An 18026-nucleotide genomic window follows, 5' to 3' on the forward strand; every position below is an offset into this window, starting at 1 on the left:
AAACAATAACGGCTCTCACGTCCCTTGAATCGACTTGTTCAGACCTTCCCTAAGACTCCGCCGTCCCCCTGATGATCCCGAACAACACGGCCCAGATGGCCTGTCGCGGGGACCGGTATGGAAACAGGCGCCCCCTCGGCGAATTCCTGTAACTGCTCGTCCGGATCTTCGATCTGTCGGGTCTGCCCCTCATTGGGTGCTCCACGGCCCGCCACGGCGACTGTCAGGGCTACCAGGAACACCGCGTGCCACCGCGTGGCTCCGACGGACTCAGACGGCAGGACGATGCTCATGTACACAACCTCGACTCCGGGTGCAGTCTCGGGCCCAGCCTGCGATCTTGTCCATGAGCAGAATTCGCCTCACTGGATGATGAAACGCTCTCCGTCAGGAGAGGTCACGGTGATGACCTGCCAACGTAAGGGTCAATCCAGAGCGCGGGGCCTGATCAATATGGACGACTGGCCAAGGAGCGGAATTGACTGGCTTGTCACAGAGATCCTGGCACGCGGCGAAGATCCTTCAGAGTGGGACAACTGGCCGCTCCCCCTCTAACCCGAAATATCGATTCGCACAGGCGGAATCTCTCCAGATTTTACTGCCTCATTGTGGTCTGGAAAAGGCAAATGTTCAGGAGTTATTGACTGCGGGACGGTTGGGATTGCAAATCGTTGCTCCTCTCCAGCCGTTTTCCGACCACCAGGACCACGGTGGACACCAACACGCCCATGAGCACCGGGTCGAGGGCCCAGACGAAGAAGCTGGCGCCCGCCTTCAGCTCCCGGGGCGTGACGGCCTGCGAGACGATGACCACCGCCGCACTGACCGCCAGGGCAGCCAGCACCGTCCGGGACTTCCTGCGCATGGACGGAAAGAGCAGGACGGCGATCAGGACCGGCGACAGCGAGCCCGCCACCAGCCGGCCCCCGGCAAAGAACAGCTCCAGCAGAAGCGGTATGTAGTAGTAGGTGACGCACGCCAGAACGGCCGTCAGCAAGATGCTCAAACGGGACACCAGGAGCATCCGGGACGCGCCGGCCTTGGGATCGATGAACCTCTGGTAGATGTCCACGGTCACGTTCGACCCCATGGTCCCGATGGTGGAGCTCAAGGTCGACATGTTGGCGCTCAGGATGGCGATGAAAATGATGCTTCCCAGATAGGGCCCGGCCATCTGACCGGAGAGGTTCAGGAAGACCTGATCGGCTTCGACCTCCTTGCCGAAGAAAGCGATCCCGGCAACCCCCAGCAGGGCCGGGATGATGTACCACAGGATGGTCAGGAACCCGCCATAGATGAACCCCCGGCGCGCCACCCCGGCGCTGGATGCGGAAAAGGCCCTCTGCGCCAGGCTCTGGTACCCGCAGGCCAGGAAGAAGCCCATGGAGAACCAGCCCAGGATCTCCAGCGCCTCGAAGTTCCCCGTGAAGGAGAAGAGCGCCGGCTCATCGACTTTCTCCACCATGGCCCCGAGACCCCCCAGATTCACGATGGACAGGACGAGAAGCAGCACCGTCCCCAGCACGATGATGAAGAACTGGATCGTGTCGGTGAGCAGTACTGCCCACATCCCTCCCAGGGCCACGTAGAGGACGGTGATGAAATAGGTCAGGACCAGGGCGGTGAAGAGACTTATGTCGAGCGCCGCCGATGTCACGATGGCCGTGGCCCCGATGGTTCCCGCCGTGGCGCCGAAATCCCGCAGCATCGCCACCCCCAGCGCCACCAGGCGATGGGTCGGACCGAAGAAGCGCTCCAGGATCTGGGGAGTGGTGATGACCCGGAGCTTCCACATCCGGGGAATGAGAAAGATCCCGATCCACAAGGTGCCGATTCCCACGGCGCTGGTGTGCCAATAGGAACTGAGGCCGAAGCTTTTGCCGAAACCGGTGATGGTGATGAGGGTGACGCCGTTGATCCAGGTCGCCGCCACCGAACAGCCGATGAGCCAGGGACCCACGCTCCGGCCGGCGACGGTCATGTCCTCATAGGTCGAAACGCGCCGCTTGGCGCTCCAGACGCCGATCCCAACCACGACGATCAGGTAGAGGGCGACCAGGGGCCAGAGGATCTCGTTCATGGAGAGACCAGGCGGAACAGGAGAATCCAGAAGATGTAGAAGGCGCCCGCCGTCAGGAATATGAGGATGAAGCCGATGGCGGCACGCTGCCAGGAGGGCTCGTTCCGATCCAGTTGATCCAGGTTCAGCGGAGGGTCGCCTGGGCGGCCGGGTTTGTCCATGCGTCGAACCTACATCTGGGGAATGAGGGTGACCGGGAGATCTTCGCGCCCTTCGCGGGCCAAGTAGGGCCCGTCACGACGATAACGCTCGGCGGCTCTGCCTACCGCCTCCGGGTCCAACTCGACCCCGATCCCGGGACCGTGGGGAATCTCGACGCATCCCTGCTCGACCCTGGGCGGGCCTCCCTTGATGATATCTTCCTCCCGCATCGAGAGATAGCTCTGATTGGCATAGAGGAAGTTGGGGCTGGAGGCGGCCACGTGAAAGCCGGCGAAATGGCCCACGCTGGTCTCACCCCAGGAATGGTGATTGACCCCGACGCCGTAGGCCTCGGCCAACGCCGCCGTCTTCTTGTAGAAGAGCAACCCTCCCATCTGCCACTGGTCGACGACCAGAACGTCGGCGGCATTGGCCTGCAGGATTCGCTTGGCGTCGTACAGGGTCCAGGAGGACTGATTGGCGGCGATGGGAGTGTTGACCGAACGCCGGACGTGGGCCAGGGCGTTCAGGTCGTTGATGATCACCGGCTCTTCCACCCACTCGAGATCGAATTTCTCCACCTGCTTGATGAAGCGGATCGCCGTCCCCGGGGTCCAGGCCTCGTTGGCGTCGACCCGGATATTGACCTTCCCTCCAACGGCGTCACGGACCGCTTCGATGGCCGCGATGTCGTTGTTCAGATCGCCCCCGACCTTGAAGAAGATGGTCTGAAAACCCTGCGAAACCGCTTTCTTGGACCTCCGGACCATTTCGTCCAAAGGAAAGCGGAGAAGGTAGTAGAAGATGGGAATGCGCTCCCGCAGCAATCCCCCGAGCAGGAAGTAGAGCGGCTGGCCCGAGACTTTCCCCAGGATGTCCCAGAGCGCGGTTTCGATGCCTCCCATCATCACGTTGCCGACGCGCTCGAAAAAGCTCCAGTTCCCGAGGCTCCTCAGATCGTTGAGGATGCGCTCGATGTTTCTGGGATCCTTTCCCAGCAAAAACGGCTTGGCGGACAGGATGGCGGCTTCGATGACCTGTGCATTGGGCCGGCAGATGCACTCTCCCAACCCCGTGACGCCTTCGTCGGTCTCCACTTCGATGAGAATCTCGGTCGTCCCGAGTCGATATCCGCTGGAGACGAATTCCGGTTCCCGGTGGGGCAGATTCAAGCAGGTCGTCTTGATGTCGCTGATCTTCAAACCAACGTCCTTTCAGAGTCTCCGCCGTTCCGCCGCCGTGCTCATCGAGGAATGACGGGAAGCACCAGAGCCGACGGGTACCCGGAATCATGGTGGATGGTCTGCTTCGCGATCTTCATTTCGGCGCTGGTTCCCAGGCGATTTCCGGTGTTCAGATTTCTCGCATAGCGGGGGAAATTGCTGCTGGAGACTTCGAGCCGGATCCGGTGGCCCGCTTTGAAGACGGTGCTCGTCTCCCAGAGGCTGATCCGGTACTCATAGATCTTGTCCGGTTCGATGAGGCTCGGATTCTCCAGGGACTCCCGGAAGGAAGCCCGCATGATGCCCTCGCAGATGTGGATCGCGCGCCCGTCCGGATAGACATCGGTCAGGGTCGCCGTGAAATCGGTGTCCTTGGCGTTCGAGGCTGCGTACAGCCTCAGCTCGACCGGGCCGGGGACTTCCGTGTCCCGATCCAGGGGTTGGCTCGTGTACACGAGCACATCGTCCCTTCGCTGCACCGGACGGCGGTCTCTCGGACCTTTCAGATCGCCGTGGGTCGAGATCTGGCCTCCCAGCGTCGGCACCGGATCGTGGGGATTGTAGCGATAGGAATCCGTGGGGGCGGACGAACCGTCCGGTTGTAGAGAAAGCCGGCCGTTCCCGTGAAGAGAGTTGGCGCTCCCGCGGCTGGAGAGGTAGTAGTTGGTCCACCTGGTCCGGGCCAGGGGCCACTCCATCTCGTCTCTCCACCGATCGTCTCCCATCACGAAGATGCGGATCGGCGCTTCCCGGTCGATTCCGTTTTCGATCCCCTTCAGCCAATAGTCGTACCATCGCAGGTGGACGGACTTCAGATCGGCGCCGTCGCCGAAGGTGACGGTCTTTCCGTCCTCCATGCGATAGCCGCCGTGGGCCCAGGGACCCACCAGGATCTTGGTTCCCTTCCTTGCCGTCTCCGACCCTCCCTCCTCGCGCATGCCCTTGAAGTTGCGAAACGCTTCGTGCACCAGATTGTCGTACCAGCCGCTCATGAGATAGGCCGGTACCGTGATCCGGCCGTATTTTTCCTTCACTCCATAGGACTTCCAGTACGAGTCATACTTCCAGTGCCGCAGCCAGTCCTTGTAGTAGGAACCCTCCTGCAAATCGTCAAGGGCCGTCATCAGGGGAAGCCGGCGAAAGACCTCCTCGTAATTCACCGTCGCTTCTCCGTGGGCGAAACGGGAGATGTTCGGCTGCAAGGTATGGCCCGCGAGAAAGACTCCAGCCATGAATATGACGCCCAACTGGGGGACGCCGTCGTTGTAGAGATGGCCGAAGTTGGTCTGCTGGTTGGACGCCGGAACCATGCATTTCAGGTAGGGGCTGCCCAGGGGAGCCGACATCAGGGCCGTGAAGCCGTCATAGGAGCGGCCGAACGTCCCCACCGAACCGTTGCACCAATCCTGCTGTCCCAGCCACTGCTGGGTGTCGTAACCGTCTTGCGGTTCATCGACGTAAGGTTCCCAGACCCCCTCGGCGTCGTAGCGCCCGCGCACATCCACCAGGGCGACTCCGTAGCCGCGGCGGGCAAAGTAGAGCCCCCAGGGTACCTTCAGCGGACCGATGTTGTTCCCCCAGTAGGTCCGAAGCAGGAGACAGGGGAACTTCCCGGGCGCGTCGGGACGGTAGATGTCGGCGGAGAGATTGATCCCGTCCCTCATGGGAACCTTCACGTTGATTTTGACTCTGACCTCGTACTGTGCGGGGCCGGGTTCCCAATCTGCCTGGGCCATGGCTGCGAACACGGATAGGAACAGGGTCAAAGCCGGAACGATCAGAACTCGCGTGGTCACGCTTCGAAACATGATCTCTCCAGAAACTGAAGGAGCGGTCTGGCGAATGAGGGCAGGATAGCCTATGTGATCACCGGGAGGCGAATCGGGAACAAGGCGACCGTTCTTGGCCCGCAGTCTTCTCCCCCGCTGTTTTCGGCTCTCCCGGCAAACCGCGAAAAAGAAGAGGGGGACACAGAGACTGTCCCCTGTATCCCCTGTTCATATCCGTCCCCTATCCGTCCCCTGTATCCAGACTGTCCCCTGTTCACGGTCGGACTGTTAAGATCGATTCGATGTCACGAAGACTCGCCCATGTCACTCTGGCCTGGTTGGTTTCGCCGCTTTGCCTGGCCGGGACCATCCAGGACGACTCGCCGGTCGATCTGCAGATCATCACCGTTTCGACCCAATCCCAATTGACCGAGGTTCTGGCGGAACTGAAATCGGGCGCCGGATTCGACGAAGTCGCGCGCCGGAATTCCAACCACCCTACGGCGGCCGGCGGCGGGTATCTCGGCCGAATGTCCATCGGCGATCTCAGCAGTGATTTGCGGCGGCGAGTCGAAGGACTGACCCGTGGCTCAACGGCACTTTTCGTCGATCCCGGACTGGGTTACGTCGTGATCCGCAACCTGGAGAGGAGGGCCGCAAACCAGACTTATGCCCAACAGGCGTTGCGGCGCGGTTCCAGGGATCTGAATCAGGGGAGGTCCCAGGAGGCGATCAAGCAGTTCAAGACGGCGATTACCCTCGATCCTCGGTCGGCCGGCGCCCACCTGATGCTCGGTTACGCTTACCGTCTCCTGGGGTCCTACCGCATGATCGGTGAAGCGAAGGGCGAGTTCAGGCAGGCACTTTCCCTCGATCCAGGGAATACCAGCGCGCGGTTCCACCTGGCCCGCGTCTATCTCGATCTGGGCCGGATCCGCAAGGCCCGGGAGACGCTGGAGGAGCGCCTCGAGATCACCGAGAAGACTCCGGAACTGCTCTCTCTCCTGGGAGAGGTGAATCGCCAGTCGGGCGATCTCCGGCTTTCGATCCGGCAGAACGAATCGGCCGCCATGCTGGACCCGGACTTGGCTCAAGCCCACTACTACCTGGGCTTGGCTCACTTGGACCGGGGAGACACGGAAGAGGCTCTCAGCCGGCTGGACCGCGCCATCGCCGCGAAGGGCGCCACCTCCGACATGATCCTCAAAACCGGTTCCGTCTACCTGCAAGAGGGGGGCCTGCAGAAGGCCCTCGAGCTGCTTCGAAAGGCCGTCGCAATCAGTCCGGCGGTGCCGGAAGGCCGTCTGGTATTGGCCCGCGCTCTTCGCGTTACGGGTCAACCCGACTCGGCCCTCGCGGAATTGGATGCGGCTCTCTCCCACGCCGGCGGATTCTCGGCTTCCGGCAAGTACCTGGCGTTCGAGTCGGAGGTCTACTTGGAGAAGGGCCGGGCGTATGACGCCAAAGGCTCACCGGCGGACGCGATCCGGTCCTACTTGCGAGTGCTGGAAATGGACCCCGGGCATGGCGAGGCTCACCACCGGCTGGCCGGGCTGTTCGCGTCGACGGGCGACCCGGCGAGGTCGCGGGACCATGCTTCCCGAGCCAAAAAATCAGGGTACACGGAGCCGGCCGTCGGGCGTTGAGATTACGGCTCGGTGACTCTCAGGATCTGATTGGCAGATACATTCGATAGAACCTGCCGCCTGCCGCTCGGCCAGCGCACCTCGACGCTCTTGACTTCCCGTTGCCGGCCCAGGCCGAAATAGACCCGGAGTTCGTTGGCGCGCAGGTAACTCGCCACGTTGTTGACCTGTCCCAACTGAGTTCCCTGCTCCGTCCGGACCCGCACGGCGGCGCCCAGGCCGAAGGCGTTGCTCTGCCTGCCGCGGGCCTGAATCGCGATCCAGTTGTTGCGGTTTCCACCCTCGTTTCTCATCAGGACCGCATGCCCGCCCGAGTTGGACAACGCGATGTCCAGGTCGCCGTCATTGTCATAGTCGAAGAGTTTGGCTCCGAATCCCAGGGGAAGAAGTCCGGACCCCAAGCCCATCCTCTCCGACACCTCCTGAAAGAGGAGGTTGGAGCCGTTCCGGTAAAGCGCATTGAGTTCGTACGCGAAATTGGTGACCAGGATGTCCGGACGACCATCGTTGTCCCAATCGGCGGCGTCCACACCCATTCCGGCCTGAGGTTCGCCGTTGGCGTCGAAGCCGACCGCGGCCGCGTAAGTGACGTCGGAGAAGGTGCCGTCCCGGTTGTTGCGATACAGGAAGTCCCGAATCGTATCGTTGGCGACGTAGATGTCCGGGTACCCGTCGCCGTCGAAGTCGGAAAAGGTCAATCCCAAGCCCTTGCCGGCCGGATTGGCGATCCCCGCGGAATTCGAAACATCGGTAAAGGAACCGTCCCCATTGTTCCGGTAGAGCTGATCCGCCGCACCCTCGAACATGCGGATGTCGCAGTAGAGGCGGCACCCCTCCTTGGGTAGTCCACAGTAGGGATTGTCTGCCGGATCGTAGTCCAGGTAGTTGACGACATAGAGGTCCAGATCGCCATCAAGATCGAAGTCGAAAAACCGGGCGCTGCTCCCCCACTGCCGGCTGTCCACACCGGCCTTGCCAGCTACGTCGTCGAAGGTGCCGTCCCCGCTGTTGCGAAAGAGCTGATTGGCACCATAATAGGTCACGTAGAAGTCTAATCGGCCGTCGTTGTCGTAGTCTCCCATCGCCACGCCCATCCCGTAGGATCCGTTGCCCGCGACTCCAGCCTTCCGGGTGACGTTTTCGAAGCTCCCGCGGCCCCCGTTTCGAAAAAGCGCATTTCCGGGAGAGGGTTTCTCCTCGGACATCCTGGAACCGTTCACGAGGTAAAGATCCAGATGCCCGTCATTGTCGTAGTCGATCCAGGCCAGTCCGGACCCAACGGTCTCGACGATCAGTTTCTCTCTCGAAAGACCACTCTCGTGCAGAAAGTCGATCCCGGCCGCCCGGGTGACGTCGGAAAACACCACGCGGTCGCCCGGCGGCCGTTGTGCGGAGAGCTGGCCCCAGAGGAGAACCATTGCGACTGCAATCATTGCGATAGACAGGAGCTCCCCCACCGGCCCATGCCCGGCGAACTCCGGTGTGACAGCTTGACGACAAAGACCGGGCGATAAGAAATCGCCCCTCCTCGCAGGAGGGGGGACTTCCCTGTCCCCCTCTCCCTTGTTTCGTTGGATGCAGCAGGACGTGCGTGCCCTGTTGCCGGGAGTTCAGAGAACCCTTGCTCGATTTGCGCGATCGGACGGTTTCTCTACGGAATTACCGGGGAATCACCGGCAGAATCACATGCGAGGGATGCATCTCGTTGTGATAGATCGTCTGCGTGGCGACCTTCATCTCCGAGGTCATGCCGAACTCGGCTCCGGTGTTCAGATTGCGGGCCCAGCGGGGGAAATTGCTGCTGCTGATTTCCAGCCGAATCTTGCTTCCCGGCTGGAACTCCCAGCTCGTCTCCCAGATGTGGATCGTGTACTCGTAGATCTTGCCCGGCTCGATATGGGTTGGATTCTCCAGAGAGTCGCGGAAGCTGGCTCGAACGATCCCTTCACTGATATGGACGGACCGGCCGTCGGGCAGGACCTCGGTCAGAACCGCCGTGAAATCGGTGTCGACGGCGCTCGACGCGGCATGCAGCGTGACCTCGACGGGCCCGGTGACCTCCAGCGGTTCGGACAGCTCGTCGGAGGTATAGATCAGGACGTCCTGCCGTCTCTGGACCACCAGCCGGTTCTGCGGGCCTCTCTGGTTGGCCGGAAACTCGGTCTGCCCGCCAACGGTCTCCACCGGATTGGCGGGATCGTAATCGAATGTATCCTGAGGGGAATCCGCCGCAGGCTCGGACGTGCCCAGCGTCCCGTCGCCGTAGAGTGAATTGGCCGATCCGCCGCTGCCCAGGTAGTACTTGGTCCACTGGGTGCGGGCCAGCGGCCATTCCCACTCGTCCCGCCACTTGTTGGCGCGCATCACGAAAATCCGGAGCGGCGCTTCGGTGTCCACACCGGTCTTCATTCCCTTGAGCCAGTGGTCGTACCACCGGACGTGTTCATCCAGAATGTCAACGTAGATGTCGGGACCGAAGTCCAGGATCGAGGTCTCCATCCGCCTGTTGACGCCGTGATCCCAGGGCCCCACCAGGAGCTTGGTCCCCTCCCGGGCCGCCTTGGAACCGCCCTCATTCCGGAACCCGTTGAAGTTGCGGAAGTTCTCGCGCACCAGGTTGTCGTACCAACCGGTGATGAAATAGGCGGGCGCCTTGATCTGCCCGTATTTCTCCTTGACCCCGTAGCTCTTCCAATAGTCGTCGTAGGTGGGATGCTTGATCCAGGTCCTGAACCAGGGCAGATCCGCGATATCGTCCAAGGCGGTGATCAGGGGAAGACGCCAGAAGAACTTGTTCCAGTCGAGAATGGGATTCTCGGTGATTCCGGGGCCGTGCAGAAACTGCATGGTGTGTCCCGCCCAGAAGAAACCGGCCACGAAGGTGACGTTGAGTTGCATGACGCCGTCGTTGTAGAGGTGGCCGTAGTTGGACTGCTGGCAAACCGACGGGACCATGCACTTGAGGTATTTGCTGCCGTAGACCGACGGCATGACCTGGGTGAACCCCGGATAGGAATACCCGAACGTCCCCAGATTACCGTCGCACCATTCCTGCTGGCCGATCCACTCGTGGGTATCAAACCCGTCCTTGGGATCGTTCACGTAAGGATCCCATTCCCCTCCGGAATCGTGACGGCCCCTCAGATCCACCAGCACGACCGCATATCCGCGCTTGGCGAAGTAGAGGGCGTGCTCCATGTCGTTGCCGCCTCTCATGTTGTTGTACGGCGTCATCAGGAGCACGGCGGGAAACTTGCCCGGATCGTCGGGACGGTAGACGTCCGCCGAGAGATGGACACCGTCCCGCATGGGAACCGGATTGTGAATCTTGAACTTCACCTGGTACTGAGGTTTCGACCGCTCGTTTTGACCCACTGCGAGCACCATGGTTGCGCCCAGAAGAATGGGCAGGATCAACAGGACCGGCCCAAAGCTCCCGGAAAGCAAGTTTTCAACTTCAGAAAGCATAGCTTCAACTTCTCCTTGGATTCGGAACCCGTTAAGGCCGACTTGGCGACAGTTCTCTCTTCCGGGGCGTCCACCGGTTGCAAGAAATCGATATCCAGGCCGAATTGCAGATGCCGCGAATTGCCGGCGTTGCCCATCGTTGCAAAGGCTCCCCCGGTGAACAGAGTACTGGGGAGATCGAAATTCGTGTGGTTCGTGATGTTGAAGAAATCAACACGAAATTCGACCCGGGCCCTTTCCTGCGCCACGTGCCATGACTTCCAGATCGAGAAGTCGACCGTGGTCCAACCGGGACCGTCAATGACGTTGCGTCCGGCGTTTCCAAAACGGTAGACGCCCGTATCCGCCGGATTCGGCACCCGCGTAAATGCCCTGGTGTTGAACCACTGCTGGGCGTTGCCCGCCGCCCCGCTGTTGGGGTCCCCGGTGAGATCGGGCCGATTGGCTCCGCCCGAGTTGTCGGGGTCGAAGGGGCTGGCGACATCCACCGCCCCCGACGAGGAAAAGGTCCCGATGCTGCTGATGTTCCAATCACCCAGGATGGCTCCCGCGAGTCCGTGGCCGGACCCTCGCATGATGGGGATCTGATAGACGAAATTGTAGACGAACCGCTGCCGGTAATCGGAAGAGCTGCGTCCCCATTCGGCGGAACAGTCGAAGGGATTCCTCTTCACGCTGTCGCCCAAATCGGCGAACAGGTTGTTGCCGCCGCAGTCGAGCCACTTGGAATAGACGTAGGAAATGTTGCCCAGGAAACCGTTGCTGAACCCCTGCTCCAGATTGACTCTCATGCCGTGGTATGAGGAGTTGGCGGTGGGCTGCCTCCAGCCGACCGTTGCCCGGTAATGACTGTCGCGTTCCCGCCGAAGGGACGAATGGCCAGCCCGACCCTGGGGGCCCAGTTGTTCAGGTCGCGCGCCTGCAGCAGCCTCCCGGCCCGTGATGGCCGTCCGGTGATAGCCGAGCATCAGATCCGCCATGGAGTAACCGGTGTAGAAGGGACCGAAGATGAAGTACCCGTTGGGGATCGGCTGGGATCCCCCGTTCTGCTCTCTCTCCCGCCACTCGCCGCCGAATCCGAGGGCGTGGGAACCCACGTTCCACGAAATCGCGTCACCTGCCAGGTACGTGTTGTCCACCCGGTTGTTGGGCGCGTTCAGGAGAGTGCCGGTCCGGCTGAACCCGGACGCGGCAACCCACGGATTGTACTGAAACAGGGTCGAAGTCCCTTCGATTCCCAGGAGCTTCGGAACCGGCGTGCCGCAGATCTCATCCTCCAGCGTCTGCGTCATGCGGTTCACGCCCAGTTTCAGCTCATTGACCGCCGACGCTCCCATGACCTTGGTCCAACCGACTCGCGCGTTGTGGGCGGGAGTGGCGAAGATGTCGTTGTAGTCGGGGAGCTGGTGCAGGAACTTGTTGTAGCGAAGGACGCGGTCCTGTTTGTCGTAGATGTAACGGACGTAGGCGTTGTCCGAGTCTGTGACGCTGGGGTCCACACGGAAGACGAACTGGTCGAACACCTGCTCCTGCGCGCGGCTGGGCAGGATGTTGTTGGCGAGTCCGGGACGATCGGGCACCGGCCACAGCGGCATGACCTCACCCACGCCGAACATCATGTTGCGCGCCACCGGATGGATCCGGTTCTCCGGGATGATGTTGCCCGGGATGGGATCGCCGGTGAGCGGATCCCTGATCACCGTTCCGGGAAGTATCTCGGAGAAGTCGCCGTTTCTCATCTTCATGGTGGGGACGCTGGCCGGACGGGTGAGGGACTTGTTCTCCCGGGTCCCCTGGTAGTTGAAGAAAAAGAAGGTCTTGTCCTGGACGATGGGCCCCCCGATGGAGGCGCCGAAGATGTTGAACTGCAGGATGGGAACTTCGGACAGGCCCTCCCGGACCCGGCTTTCCCGGGACGGATCGAAGAAATTCCGCGCGTTCACCGCCGAGTTGCGATGATCCCAGAAGACGTTACCGTGGATTTCATTGGTCCCGGACTTGGTCACCATGTTGACCTGGATGCCGCTGTTCATGCCGAACTCCGCCGAGTGGGAGTTCATCTGAGACTTCATCTCCCGGGTGGCGTTGCCGCTCAGCCGGATGTCGATCCGGAATTGGCCGTGTCCTTCACGTCCACGCCGTCGATCATGAATCTGGACCCGTCCGGAGGGGAGCCGTAGGCATTGGTCATGCCGCCGAACAGGTCGGTGAAGATGGACGTCAGATGGCCCGAGACCTTGGCGGCTCCGGCATCGAGCGACACCATGTCGACGAAGGAGTTCTCGCCTCGAAGAGGTAGCTCCTCGATCTGCTGATTCTCGATCACCATTCCGATGTCGGCGGCGGCGGTCTTGGTCAGAGGCGCGGTGCCTTCCACCTCCACCAGCTCGGTGATCTCGCCCACCTCCAGACCCAGATCGATACGAGCCACCTGGTCCACCTGGAGGATGATTCCCGAGATCTCCTGCTTCTTGAAGCCCACCAGCTCACCGCTGACGGAATAGCGGCCGACCGGTAGGAGCCGAACGTGGTAGTTCCCGAAATCGTCCGAGAAGGTGCTACGGGTGAGAGCCGTGTCCATGTTGGTGATCACGACCTCCACGCCCGGAAGCACGCCTCCCGTTTCGTCGGTCACCGTCCCCACGATCTCCGCCGTCGTCCTTTGGGCGAAGCTGCTGGTAAAGCTCAGCAGAAGGAGGATGACTCCAATCGACAACAAGTTGGTTTTCTTACCCATCTCGGGGCTCGGCCTCCAGGGCAGGCAAGTTCAGAGGTTTGTCGCCACTGAGAGACTGGAATGCGGTCACTCTTCCCATAAACTCTAGAGTCTTCGGCACGACCCGTGAATACGTGACGGTTCAAATTGTGCGCGATCTGTGCGCGCCATCGCCGTGGCAGGTTCCCGCCTGGGGGTGCTAGACTATTCGCGATTGCGCCTGTAGCTCAGAAGGACAGAGCAAGGGGTTCCTAACCCCTGAGCCGCAGGTTCGAGTCCTGCCAGGCGCAAAAACTTCGACTCAGGGACTGAATACCGCAGGAGGGTTGTTCTGTGGCTCGCAGGTTGACACGCAAGGAGATCGTTCAAGAAGACCGGATCTACTCGGTGCTGAGCGGGATTTCTCAATGGGCGGTGGTCAACCGGACTCCATTGGTGGTGGGGTCCGGAATCATCGTGGCGAGCCTGCTGGGATTCTACGTCTGGCAGGGTTACCAGGATAGCGCTAACCAGGAAGCCCAGAAGCTGTTCGCCGAGGCCCTGGACACGTACCACGCCCCGGTCAAGGAACTGGCTCCCGATCCCGATACCGATACCGATACCGATACCGACAGTGAAAACCAGAATCAGCCGCCTGAGCCGCCGCCGGAATACCGTTTCGACACCGTCGCGGAACGGCGGGAAGCTGCCGAAGTGGCGTTCGAGAGAATATCAGACGACTTCTCCGGCACTCGTCTCGGATTCTTCTCCCGTTATTACCTGGGCCTCATCGGACGCCAGAAGGAAGACGCCGGGGCCGCGCGCCAACACCTGAAATGGGTCGTGGACAACAGCGGCGACAGCGACGTCAGGAACCTGTCGCGCAACGTCCTCGCGAACATCGCGCTGGGGGAGGAGAATCACGAAGAGGCCCTGACTTACCTCCAACAGCTTCTGGGAGACCCCACGCCCCAGGTCCCGGAGCAGACGGTCCTGATGCGAATCGCCCGGACCCATGAGGCCCTGGGCAATGTCGAGCAGGCTCTGGAGAACTACAGGAAGATCACCAGCGACTATCCCACCAGTTCACAGGCCGAAGAAGCCCAGTCCGAAATCGACCGCCTGGAACCGGCCCCGGTTCCGGAGGCCTGACCTCCCTGATCCGGGCCCTCCGGAACACCGCCGGTGATCAGTATTTGAGCAGGGAGAAGATCTCGACGCCGGGGACCTTGGTTCTTCCCTGAAGGAACTCCAACTCCACGAGAAAGGCCGCGCCGACCAGGTTTCCCTCCAGGCGGCGAACCAGCTCGACGGCGGCGGCCGCCGTGCCGCCGGTGGCCATCAGGTCGTCCACGATGAGGACCCGCTCTCCGGCTTCGATGGCGTCCTCGTGGACCTCGATGCGATCCTGTCCGTATTCCAGATCGTAGGCGACCTCGATGGTCCTGGCGGGAAGTTTTCCCGGCTTCCTCACCAGGACGAATCCGGCATCCAAACGAATTGCCATGGCCGGAGCCAGGATGAATCCCCTCGATTCGATCCCCACCACCTTGTCGATCCCGGCGCCGACATAGGGGTCCACCATAAGATCGACGGCTTGACGCAGTCCGTCAGCGTCCTTCAACAGGGTCGTCACGTCATAGAAGAGGATTCCCGCTTTGGGAAAGTCGGGGACCTCCCGGATCTTCTTCTTCAATTCCTCCACGGCTCACCTCTCAATGGAAAAGTTCAAGAAAGGGCCCGGCGAGACCTTGTTCCACTCCAGGCCCAGAACCCGGGCAAAGAACGGCCCTGTCCGCAGTTGAGCTTCGAACTCCTTCAAGGTGGTGGCCTCGGCCTCGGCGTGGACCTCCACATCTCCGTCGTCCCGGTTTCGGACCCAACCGGTCACTCCCAGGCGCTGGGCCGACCGGTATGTGAAATACCGAAAACCCACGCCCTGGACCCGGCCCGTCAATCGATACCGTCGAGCAGCCATGACATTCATCCGTAGTTCGCCCGTGATTGTGTCGAGCGCCCATGAGAAAAGCCTTCGGTAACCAGATTGTGTCTGGTCGGGGCGAGAGGATTTGAACCTCCGACCTCACGGTCCCGAACCGTGCGCGCTACCAAACTGCGCCACGCCCCGAGGCAGGAGAAAGGCTAATAAATAGCATATTTCAAGAGCAGGAATCCACCGATCAGCAGGACCGTGAAGACCACGGTCAGCCAACTGAAATAGGAATCGATGAACCGCTTGACCCCGGGACCGAAGCGGTAAATCAGGGCGCCGACCAGCAGGAATCGAGCTCCCCGGCTGATGGCCGAAACCAGTACGAAGGTTGGAAAATCGATTCGGAAAGCCCCCGCCGCGATGGTGAAGACCTTGTACGGAAGGGGGGTGAAGCCGGCGACGAAGATGGCGACGGCGTCCCATTCCCGGTACAGGGCCCGGACCTCCAGGTACGCGCTCTGGGCGCTGTAGATCTCGATGATGGGCCGGCCCAACAGTTCGTAGGCGTACAGGCCGAGAGCGTAACCCAAGGCGCCTCCCGCCACCGACCCGACGGTACAGATGGCCGCGAAACCCAGGGCCCGGCCGGGGGCGCCCAGGGCCAGGGCGATGAGAAGCACGTCGGGAGGAACCGGGAAAAAGGACGACTCAGCGAAGGCGATCAGGAACAGTATGGCGGCAGCGTATCGCCGGTGGGCCAGCGAGAGCACCCAATCGTAGAGTCCCCGGACGCCCCCCAGCGCCCAGGATACGACCCCCCAGGGCGTACGGCCCGTGCTCGACGAGACTTTCACCGGGAGTTCCTGCTTGCGCATATCTCACGCCCGTGGAGACGCCACCGAACCGGGTGGATTATACCCGGAACGCGCGGGTACAGTGGGTCCGGGACGGCGGGAAAGACCGGAAGCGGCGGGCGGCTGGAGAGTTCGACGAGGTCACCACCGATGGCGACGGGAGCGGATCTGGAAACGATCCTCAGACGGATCGACGGCCGCGGCTACAAGGCTTACCGGGCCATCCGGGGAACCTACGATCTGGACGGGTTCCGGCTCTCGGTGGACCATGTTCAAGGGGACCCGTTTGCCGCGCCCTCCCGGATGAGCGTGCGCGTGGAGTCAGGCCGAGCCGGCTTTCCCGATTTCCTGAGCGCCGGCCGGATTCGGCGCATCGCCTGGGCCGACTTTCTGACTCGTGCCTTTCATCGAGCCATCCGCGTCACCGCCGTCGGACGCCGGGGTACCGGACGCAGCGGCCTCTTCGAGATCGATCGTGGGAACCAGGAGGTCCTGGAAGCCAACAGCGTCGTCATCCACCGCGGATTCCTGGAGGCGCGTTTCACCGCCGGCCTTCCCGCCGCCGGGCGGTCGATCCGTGGCCGCCAAGCGGCTGAGATGCTGCTTTCGGAACTCCCCCGGATCGTTCGCCGGTCCCTCTTCTACGCCCGGCTTCCCCGGGAGGATCTCCGGCGGCAGGTCCAGGTCGTGGAAGATCAGGACGCGCTCCGCAACCAGCTCGAGGAGCGGGGACTCGTGGCCTTCGTGGCCAACGGGTCCTCCCTGCCCCGGCGAAGCGGCGTGGACGATCGCCCTCTCGTTCCCACTCCCGCGCAACCGGTGATCGATTTCCGGTCTCCCTCGAGCCTGGAAGTCGAACTCGATAGGCCAAACGGAGGACCGGTCCGGGGAATGGGCCTGAGACCGGGCGTTACCCTTATCGTCGGAGGGGGCTTCCACGGCAAGACCACCCTGCTGAACGCGCTGGAGCGGGGGGTCTACAACCAGATTCACGGCGACGGCCGAGAGGGTGTGGTCACCATCGAGTCCGCCCTCAAGATACGGGCCGAAGACGGGCGCTACGTGGAGAGGGTCGACCTGTCTCCCTTCATTCGAAATCTTCCGCTGGGCCGGGAAACAGTCAACTTCTCCACAGACAATGCGTCCGGGTCAACGTCCCAGGCGGCCGGCATCGTGGAGGCCTTGGAGATGGGTTCCCGGCTCCTGCTCATGGACGAGGACACCTCGGCCACCAACTTCATCATCCGGGATGCCCGGATGCAGGCGCTGGTGGCCAAGCCCAAAGAGCCCATCACCCCCTTCATCGACAAGGTCCGGCAAATGTACCGGGACTATGGCGTCTCGACGGTACTGGTCATGGGCGGGTCCGGAGACTATTTCGACGTGGCCGACTCGGTGGTGATGATGGACGAGTACCGTCCCCGGGATGTCGGCGGCCAGGCCCGATCCATCGTCGCGGCACAGCCCAGCCGGCGCTTGCGCGAGGGAGGCGACCGCTTCGGGCGGGTGCTCCAACGCCGTCCCCGGGCCCGCAGCTTCGACGCCAGGCGTGGGAGGCGAGCCGTCAAGATCGATGCCAGGGGATTGCGAAAACTCCACTACGGCCGCACCGACGTCGATCTGTCCGCCCTGGAGCAACTGGTGGACTCCTCGCAGACCCGGACCATCGGACTCGCCATCCACCATATGGCGACTCGCTGCTTCACGGACGACCTGACCCTGGAGCAGGCTCTCGCCCGGCTCGTCAAAGATCTGGATGCCGGGGGTTTGGACATCCTGTCTCCGTTCAAGGTGGGCAACCTGGCCCGTCCCCGGCGCTACGAGGTCGCCATGGCCCTTAACCGGATGCGGACCCTCTCGGTCCGGGCCTGATCAGAACAACAGCTTGAGGCCCAATTGAATGTGCCGCGGTTCACCCGCGGAAAGGATCCGGCCGAATAATGGGGACAGCCCGAATAATGGGGACAGCCTGCTTTTCGACTATTGGGGACAGCCTGCTTTTCCGGCCTGCTTGCTTTTCCGGGACAGAAGGGACAGGGCAGACCACAAATCTGGCGGCTCCTCCGCCAGCAATGACACCTGAGATGGTTACTTGGTCAAGTTCCGTCGGTTGCTTCCGAAAACGCAGCAGCTCAAGAAGGGGACAGTCTGCTTTTTCCCAATTTCCTTCGCCGTTTCCAATTCTGAATCGTTGTTGTCATCAGGGGCACAAAACGT

At 61.8% G+C, this 18026-nt stretch carries 14 protein-coding genes and 2 tRNA genes; 4 read left to right on the forward strand and 12 right to left on the reverse strand.

Annotation, left to right across the window (positions count from 1 at the left end; all coding sequences use genetic code 11):
- Nucleotides 1–637 precede the first annotated feature (637 nt).
- The 4 genes from OXT71_17790 to OXT71_17805 are packed head-to-tail and all read right to left on the reverse strand — an operon-like array spanning nt 638 to nt 5252.
- On the reverse strand, nt 638–2080 hold the full coding sequence (locus OXT71_17790; protein ID MDE2928245.1) for a sodium:solute symporter family protein: 1443 nt from the start codon (nt 2078–2080) through the stop codon (nt 638–640).
- A complete protein-coding gene (locus OXT71_17795; GenBank protein MDE2928246.1) occupies nt 2077–2241 on the reverse strand; it encodes a hypothetical protein in 165 nt (54 codons plus the stop codon). The genes OXT71_17790 and OXT71_17795 overlap by 4 nt, the downstream gene beginning before the upstream one ends.
- A 9-nt stretch (nt 2242–2250) precedes the next feature.
- The gene (locus OXT71_17800) at nt 2251–3423 is read right to left on the reverse strand and encodes a mandelate racemase/muconate lactonizing enzyme family protein (GenBank protein MDE2928247.1); all 1173 of its coding nucleotides are present in this window, start codon (nt 3421–3423) and stop codon (nt 2251–2253) included.
- A gap of 41 nt (nt 3424–3464) precedes the next feature.
- Nucleotides 3465–5252: a CocE/NonD family hydrolase gene (locus tag OXT71_17805; protein MDE2928248.1), complete on the reverse strand. Its 1788-nt coding sequence runs from the start codon at nt 5250–5252 to the stop codon at nt 3465–3467.
- Between the two features lie 263 nt (nt 5253–5515).
- Between OXT71_17805 and OXT71_17810 the strand changes: the two genes are divergently transcribed.
- The gene (locus OXT71_17810) at nt 5516–6859 is read left to right on the forward strand and encodes a tetratricopeptide repeat protein (GenBank protein ID MDE2928249.1); all 1344 of its coding nucleotides are present in this window, start codon (nt 5516–5518) and stop codon (nt 6857–6859) included.
- Between the two features lie 2 nt (nt 6860–6861).
- On the opposite strand, the gene OXT71_17815 is transcribed toward OXT71_17810, so the two are convergent.
- The 4 genes from OXT71_17815 to OXT71_17830 all read right to left on the reverse strand — a co-directional run bounded on the left by OXT71_17815 (nt 6862) and on the right by OXT71_17830 (nt 13064).
- Entirely contained in the window at nt 6862–8292 is a 1431-nt protein-coding gene (locus OXT71_17815) for a CRTAC1 family protein (protein MDE2928250.1), read from the reverse strand.
- 226 nt (nt 8293–8518) lie between these two features.
- A complete protein-coding gene (locus OXT71_17820; protein MDE2928251.1) occupies nt 8519–10327 on the reverse strand; it encodes a CocE/NonD family hydrolase in 1809 nt (602 codons plus the stop codon).
- Entirely contained in the window at nt 10273–12360 is a 2088-nt protein-coding gene (locus OXT71_17825; protein ID MDE2928252.1) for a hypothetical protein, read from the reverse strand. Before OXT71_17825 ends, OXT71_17820 begins: the two co-directional genes overlap by 55 nt.
- Before the next feature lie 59 nt (nt 12361–12419).
- Nucleotides 12420–13064 (reverse strand): carboxypeptidase-like regulatory domain-containing protein, encoded by a 645-nt coding sequence (locus OXT71_17830; protein ID MDE2928253.1) that lies wholly within the window; start codon nt 13062–13064, stop codon nt 12420–12422.
- A gap of 195 nt (nt 13065–13259) precedes the next feature.
- On the opposite strand from OXT71_17830, the gene OXT71_17835 reads away from it, so the two are divergent.
- Nucleotides 13260–13333 (forward strand) — tRNA-Arg (locus OXT71_17835).
- A 43-nt stretch (nt 13334–13376) separates the two neighbouring features.
- The gene (locus OXT71_17840; GenBank protein MDE2928254.1) at nt 13377–14174 is read left to right on the forward strand and encodes a tetratricopeptide repeat protein; all 798 of its coding nucleotides are present in this window, start codon (nt 13377–13379) and stop codon (nt 14172–14174) included.
- A 37-nt stretch (nt 14175–14211) separates the two neighbouring features.
- Here OXT71_17840 and OXT71_17845 read toward each other — a convergent pair whose 3' ends face one another.
- The 4 genes from OXT71_17845 to OXT71_17860 form a co-directional block, all read right to left on the reverse strand.
- A complete protein-coding gene (locus OXT71_17845; GenBank protein ID MDE2928255.1) occupies nt 14212–14727 on the reverse strand; it encodes an adenine phosphoribosyltransferase in 516 nt (171 codons plus the stop codon).
- Between the two features lie 3 nt (nt 14728–14730).
- Nucleotides 14731–15009 (reverse strand): acylphosphatase, encoded by a 279-nt coding sequence (locus OXT71_17850; GenBank protein MDE2928256.1) that lies wholly within the window; start codon nt 15007–15009, stop codon nt 14731–14733.
- 64 nt (nt 15010–15073) lie between these two features.
- Nucleotides 15074–15150 (reverse strand) — tRNA-Pro (locus tag OXT71_17855).
- 14 nt (nt 15151–15164) lie between these two features.
- Nucleotides 15165–15809 carry a DedA family protein gene (locus OXT71_17860; protein ID MDE2928257.1) on the reverse strand — a complete coding sequence of 215 codons (645 nt, stop codon included), beginning with the start codon at nt 15807–15809 and terminating at the stop codon, nt 15165–15167.
- A 150-nt stretch (nt 15810–15959) separates the two neighbouring features.
- On the opposite strand from OXT71_17860, the gene OXT71_17865 reads away from it, so the two are divergent.
- Nucleotides 15960–17681, forward strand: a complete 1722-nt coding sequence (locus OXT71_17865) for an ABC-ATPase domain-containing protein (GenBank protein ID MDE2928258.1) — start codon at nt 15960–15962, stop codon at nt 17679–17681.
- The last annotated feature ends 345 nt before the right edge of the window (nt 17682–18026 follow it).

Source organism: Acidobacteriota bacterium, from assembly GCA_028874215.1.
Taxonomy (GTDB): Bacteria; Acidobacteriota; UBA6911; order RPQK01; family JAJDTT01; genus JAJDTT01.